Raw genomic sequence first — 5,869 nt, 5'->3', positions numbered from 1 at the left:
GCACGCCGTTGGACCTACCCCTGGCGCTGCTGCTCGCGCTGGCCCTGCTTGCCACCGTGTTCGTTTCCGTCAACCGCTACGAGAGTTCGATCGAGTTCTACAAGCTGCTATCGTGCGCGGCGCTGTTCTGGTTCATCGTCAATCAGCCGGCGTCGGTGTGGCGGCGGCGCGTCTATGTGACGGCGCTGATCGGCGGGGCGCTGGTGACGTCGTGGATCGGCGCCCGCTCGTATGCCTTTGAGTACGCCGCGGGCAACCCGAGTTGGCGCATTTTCGGCACCTTCTTCAACCCGAACGAGTTGGCGGGCTTCCTGGAGCTGGTGATACCGGTGGCGGTGGCGGCGTTCTTGTGGTCGCGCTCGCTGCCGATGCGCATCATCACCGGATTCGCCGCCCTGCTGACGATCATCGCGCTCCTGCTCACGGCCTCGCGCGGCGGATGGTTGAGCCTGGCCGCGGGGATGTTCGTGTTCGCGCTGCTCGCGGGAGTGGTGTTCCGCCGCACGCGGTTAGCGCTTGTCGCCGGCGCCGTAGTGCTCGCGCTGATTCTCCTCGTGTCGCTGGCGGTGACGCCGCTGCGCGTCCGCGTGGTCGGGTCGCTGTCGGCGCAGCAGCACTCCAACATGTTCCGCTACCTGACGTGGCGCGGGACGGCGACGATGGCCGCAGCTCACCCGTGGCTCGGCGTCGGGCCGGCGGCGTTCGAATCGGTCTATCCGCAGTACGCGACGGGTGGATTCACGCGCATGGCGCACCAGAACTACCTGCAGGTGGCGGCGGAGACGGGCCTGCTGGGCGGAGCGGCGTTCGTGTGGATGCTCGGGGCGTTCTTCTGGCTCGCGGGGAAGGGGTTCCGGCGGCTGCCGGAGCGAGAGAGCCGCCTGCTGTGCGCGGGGTGCATCGCGGGCGTGCTCGCGTTCTGCATTCACAGCTTCCTCGACTACGGGTGGTACATCGGGGCGATTGGGCTTACGGTGTTGGCGCTCTGCGGGCTGGCGGGGAATGCGGCCGGGCCGGCGCCGGAGCAAACGCCGGCCGAGCCGGCGACAAAGAGGAAACGCCGGCGCGGGGAGCAGTCGCCCCCCAAGCCGGCCGCAGACGAGGCGGGCCTGCTCGCGGTGTGGCGGCGGCCGCTGCCGTTGAGTCCTGCCGGACGATGGGCGGCCTTCGCCGTCGCGGCGGGGGTGACGCTGCTCGCGGTCAATCATCCGGTGCGCGCGTACCTCGCCGAGAACTACTATCAGCAGGGGCGCATGGCGGACGCCCGGGGCAATCGGATCGTCGCGGAGCAGTATTACCGGTCGGCGGTGCGGCTGGCGCCGGGCAGCGGCGAGTATCATCGTCAGCTCGGCCGCATGATGGGGGCGCCCGGGGGCATCAAGGAGGTGGAGCGGGCGATCAGGCTTGAGCCCACGAATGCGCTGAACCACGTAGTGCTGGCGAAGCTGTACGAACTGGTCGGGCCATGGGATGAAGCGGCGGCGAACTACCAGCGCGCGATCGAATTGAACCCGAACTACCTGACCGCCTACCGCGGGCTGGCGGAACTCGAGGCGCGGCGGGGGCGCGTCCAGACGGCGCTCGGGCTCTACGGGCGCATGCTCGAGATCGAGCAGAGCCCGTATGAGCGGTACAAGGCGCTGGAGCAGCGGATCGAGCCTGAATACGCGTATGCGCATTACGCTCTGGGCCGCGCGGCGCTCGAGCGCGAAGACCTCGACACGGCGCGGGCTGAGCTGGAGCGAGCGCTGGAGATACTGCGGCAGCGAGACACGCTCGGAGCCGGGATCACTGCGGCGCTGCGCGCGGCGGGCGAATACAGCCCGCCGGCGGAGCAAGAGCTGATTCAGCTCCGCGCCAGGATATTGTGGCGCCTGGCGGACCTCTGGGCGCACGTGGGAGATACCGTGAAGGCGGATTCGCTGCGCGTGGAGGCGCGCCAGGCCTCGACGCACGTGGAGCGCATGGTGGAAGACGAACCGCCGCTAAGCGAAACAGGGAGGTAGAAGAAGATATGCTCCGAGCAGGGGCGGCGCAAGTTGATATCACACCACAGCCGGGGGTGTGGCTGACCGGCTACGGTACGCGCACCGAGCCGTCCACCGGGGTGCACGATCCGTTGTTCGCGCGGGCGCTCTACCTGGAGAGCGCGGGGCGCCGCGCGGCGCTCGTAGCCGCCGATATCATCGGGTTCGACGAGGATCTGGTGGGGCGGATTCGCGATCGCGTGAAGACGCGGACCGATATCCATCCCTCGCATCTGATGTTGGCGGCGACGCACACGCACGCGGGGCCGTCGGTGAAATGCCTGGAGCGGATGGCGCCCGCCGACGCGAGTTTCCTGGAGCGCGCGGTGGAGGGAATCGCGGAGGCGGTGGCCGCGGCCGAGCGGGACGCGGTCGAGGCGAGCATCGGCGCGGGGTTCGCCACCGGGTCGATCGGCGTCAACCGCCGCCAGCGCGCCGCGGACGGGAGCATGGTGTTGGGCGAGCATCCCGCGGGGCCGGTTGACCGACGCGTCGGGGTGCTGCGTGTGGACGGCGGGGGCGGACCGATCTGCGTCATGCTGAACCACGGCTGCCATGGGGTGGTGCTGTGTGACGATAACCTGCTGATCTCGGCGGACTGGCCGGGGGCGGCCGTGCGGGCGATGGCGCAGGCGGTCAGAAGCGCGGTAGTCATGGTGACCAACGGCGCCTGCGGCGACATCAATCCGGCGGAGCGCGGGAGCTTCGAGGCGGTCGAGCGCCAGGGCGCGGCCGTCGCGCGCGCGGGCCTGAGCATGTTCGACAATATCACCCTGTCGTCGCGGGTGGAAATCGAGGCCGCGACGCGGCCGATCAGGCTGCCGACCCGGGCGCCGACGCGCGAGGAAGCTCAGGCGCAGCTGGCGAGCTATCGCGCGGCCCTCGCGGGCGCACGCGAATCGGGGGACGCCGCCGCGATACGCGCGCACGAGGCGATGTGCGGCTGGGCGCAAGATATGAGCGACCACGCGGCGAGCGGCGCGCCGCCTGAGCCGGTGACGTCGGAGATACAGGCGATCGCGATGGACGACATCGCGCTGGTCGGCCTGCCGGGCGAGGTGTTCGTGGAAATCGGCGACAGCATTGCGGCGGCGTCGCCGTTCCGGCACACGTTCATCATCGGCTATGCGAACCGCATCGTCGGCTATATCCCGACGCAAAAGGCGTTCGCCGAGGGCGGCTACGAGGTGGACAGCGCGCACCGCTGGTACGGATTCCTGGCCTTCACGCCGGAGGTGCAAGGGATCGTGGAACGCACGGCGGTGGAACTGCTGAAGTCGCTGCGGTAAGGCGTCGGCTGGCGGTGCACTGTCCCCGGGCCGTCCGGGCCGAGGCGGCGGCAGAGCCTGGTCACGCGTTGTGTCCGGAATAACCACGCGTCATCGGCAGCGGAGCAATGGTCAGATACGCTTGGGGTGCGATGCTCATGGCAATGACAGCGGCAGGAATGGCGCATGCGGGCAGCCCGTTCGATGTCGGCGGTCGGGCGCAGCTATTCGTTGACCAGGTGCTGGTTCGCTCGGCGGACAACGTGGCGTTCACGCTGCATCCCGCGCGGAAGCATCCGCGCAATCCGCTGGTGAAAGCGGAGTTGCCGTGGGAGGGCTGGCGGCTGGAGATCTACGGCAGCGTGCTCTACGACGAGGACGAGCGGCTCTTCAAGATGTGGTACATCGGCGAGGCGTCGGAGTACTTCGGGGACTACGCGACGCTGTACGCGACGAGCAAGGACGGCGTGACGTGGGACAAGCCGCTGGTCGGCACGATCACCTGCGCCAAGGCCGAGGAGCACAACGCCGTCGCCGACGCCTGCCTGCTGGCGAGCGTGATCAAGGACCAAGCCGATCCCGACCCCGCGCGCCGCTACAAGATGATCTACTGGAACCAGGCGTCGCACGGCTATCATACGATGGTCTCGCCCGACGGCCTGCGCTGGACGCAGTTGAGCGAAGAGCCGATTTGCCGCAGCGGCGACGTCATCACGGGCTATTACGACGAGCGGCGCAAGTTGTACGTCGCGTTCCCGAAGATTGGGGCGACCGTGATGGGGCACGACCGCCGCTGCTTCTGGCTCATCACGAGCGAGGACTTCGAGAACTGGACCGAGCCGCGGCTGGTGTTTGCGCCGGACGCGCGCGACGATGCCGGATCGCTGGCGCGGATCGAGGAGGTGCGCGCGATCCTCGATGTGCCTGATGACCCGGCATTGATGCGCACGGAGTTCTACGGCATCGGAGTGTATCAGGCGGAAAGCTGCACGCTGGCCTTCCCATGGGTGTTCACGGTCAACAACAATGCGCGCTACGGCAACCAGGAGGGGCCGGGGGAGCTGCAGCTCGCGGTGTCGCGCGACCTGGAGCACTGGGAGCGTCCGTTCCGCGTGCCGTGCGTGCCGCGGGGGCAGATCGGGGAGTGGGACTGCGGATTCTTCTGCACCGCGGCGGAGGCGATTCGGGTCGGTGACGAGGTGTGGCTGTACTACGGCGGGTCGGACTATACCCATGGGACGCCGTGCCTCTACCGCGCGGAGGGCACCGGCCGCGGCACGGAGTTCACCGGCAGCATCGGCCTGGCAACATGGAGGCTCGATCGGTTCGGTTCGGTTGACGCGCCGGCCGAGGGCGGGGCGCTGACGACGGTGCCGATTGTCTTCTCCGGCAGCCGGCTCGAACTCAACGCGGCGACGCAGGAGGGCGGGGAGATCGTCGTGGAGGTGCTGGATATGGCCGGCGCGGTGCTCGCCCGCTCGCAGCCGTTGGCGGGGGATGAGCTGCGGCACCAGGTGGCTTGGGCGAAGGGGGCGGACATTGGCGCGCTAGCCGGCAAGCCCGTGACGCTGCGGTTCATCATGAAGAGCGCGGAGCTGTTCGCGTTCGCGTTTCGGGAGTGAGGCGGACGCGCGCGCCCCTTGAGCCTCAGGCTGTCACTCAGAGCGAGCGCAGCGAGCGAAGAGTCTCGGCAGGGCATGCCGTCATAGTCCCTGACGGAGCGCGCGGCGGTGCCGAGATTCCCGCCCCCGGCGGGCATGCCTCGCTTCGCTCGGAATGACAATGGGGTACGGAGCGGCCGGGGAGGACGCGACGGCTCACGATCGTGTCATTGAGGCCGAGCACGGGGAGCGAAGAGTCTCGGCAGGGCGTGCCGTCATAGTCCCGGACGGGGCGCGCGGCGGCGCCGAGATTCCCGCCCCCGGGCGGGCATGCCTCGCTGCGCTCGGAATGACAAACGGGGTACCGAGTGGCCGGGGAGGACGCGACGGCTCATGATCGTGTCACTCAGAGCGAGCGCAGCGAGCGAAGAGTCTCGGCAGCGTTGTCGGCTAATGGCCGGGGTTGCCGTTCCGTGAGATGAAGACATATTATGTCTATATCATGACGAATCGGTCGAAGACACTCTATACGGGTGTGACGAGCAATCTTGAACGACGTCTGTACCAGCACAAGCACAAGCTCATCGACGGCTTCACGGCGAGATATCACATCGACCGGCTTGTTTACTATGAGGCAACGCCAGACGTGCGCGCGGCGATTTACATGTAGAAGGAGATCAAAGGGTGGTCGCGGGCGAAGAAGCTCGCACTGGTGCGATCGGTCAACCCGCGGTGGCGGGACTTGGCCGAAGAGCTGTTTGCCAACGGAGACTCGTTGGCTGGGGCGCGCGGTGACAAGGGCTAGGCAGATGGCACCGCCGAGATTCCTCGCTTCGCTCGGAATGACAAACGGGGTGCGGAGCGGCCGGGGAGGACGCGACGGCTCACGATCGCGTCATTGAGGCCGAGCACGGGGAGCGAAGAGTCTCGGCAGGGCGTGCCGTCATAGTCCCGGACAACCGGCGCAGCGGCG

The 5,869-nt window shown here is 68.2% G+C and carries 3 protein-coding genes and 1 pseudogene; all 4 read left to right on the top strand.

What is annotated here, in order from left to right; translation table 11 throughout:
- Window positions 1-2,006, top strand: a 2,006-nt coding sequence (locus JSV65_19840) for an O-antigen ligase family protein (protein UCH34737.1), incomplete at its 5' end; no start/stop codon positions are given.
- An 8-nt stretch (window positions 2,007-2,014) separates the two neighbouring features.
- Complete coding sequence (locus JSV65_19835) at window positions 2,015-3,316, top strand: neutral/alkaline non-lysosomal ceramidase N-terminal domain-containing protein (protein ID UCH34736.1); 1,302 nt, start codon at window positions 2,015-2,017, stop codon at window positions 3,314-3,316.
- A gap of 143 nt (window positions 3,317-3,459) precedes the next feature.
- A complete protein-coding gene (locus tag JSV65_19830) occupies window positions 3,460-4,917 on the top strand; it encodes a hypothetical protein (GenBank protein ID UCH34735.1) in 1,458 nt (485 codons plus the stop codon).
- 457 nt (window positions 4,918-5,374) lie between these two features.
- Window positions 5,375-5,701 (top strand): annotated as a pseudogene (locus JSV65_19825) (GIY-YIG nuclease family protein).
- Window positions 5,702-5,869: the final 168 nt, after the last annotated feature.

The organism is Armatimonadota bacterium, assembly GCA_020354555.1.
GTDB lineage: Bacteria > Armatimonadota > Hebobacteria.
Note: the sequence above shows the minus strand (reverse complement) of the source record. Positions and strands in the feature narration are given on the sequence as shown.

Coding starts and splice junctions, on each gene's coding strand:
- JSV65_19830 (UCH34735.1), top strand. CDS start 3,460: ATGACAGCGGCAGGAATGGCGCATGCGGGCAGCCCGTTCGATGTCGGC.
- JSV65_19835 (UCH34736.1), top strand. CDS start 2,015: ATGCTCCGAGCAGGGGCGGCGCAAGTTGATATCACACCACAGCCGGGG.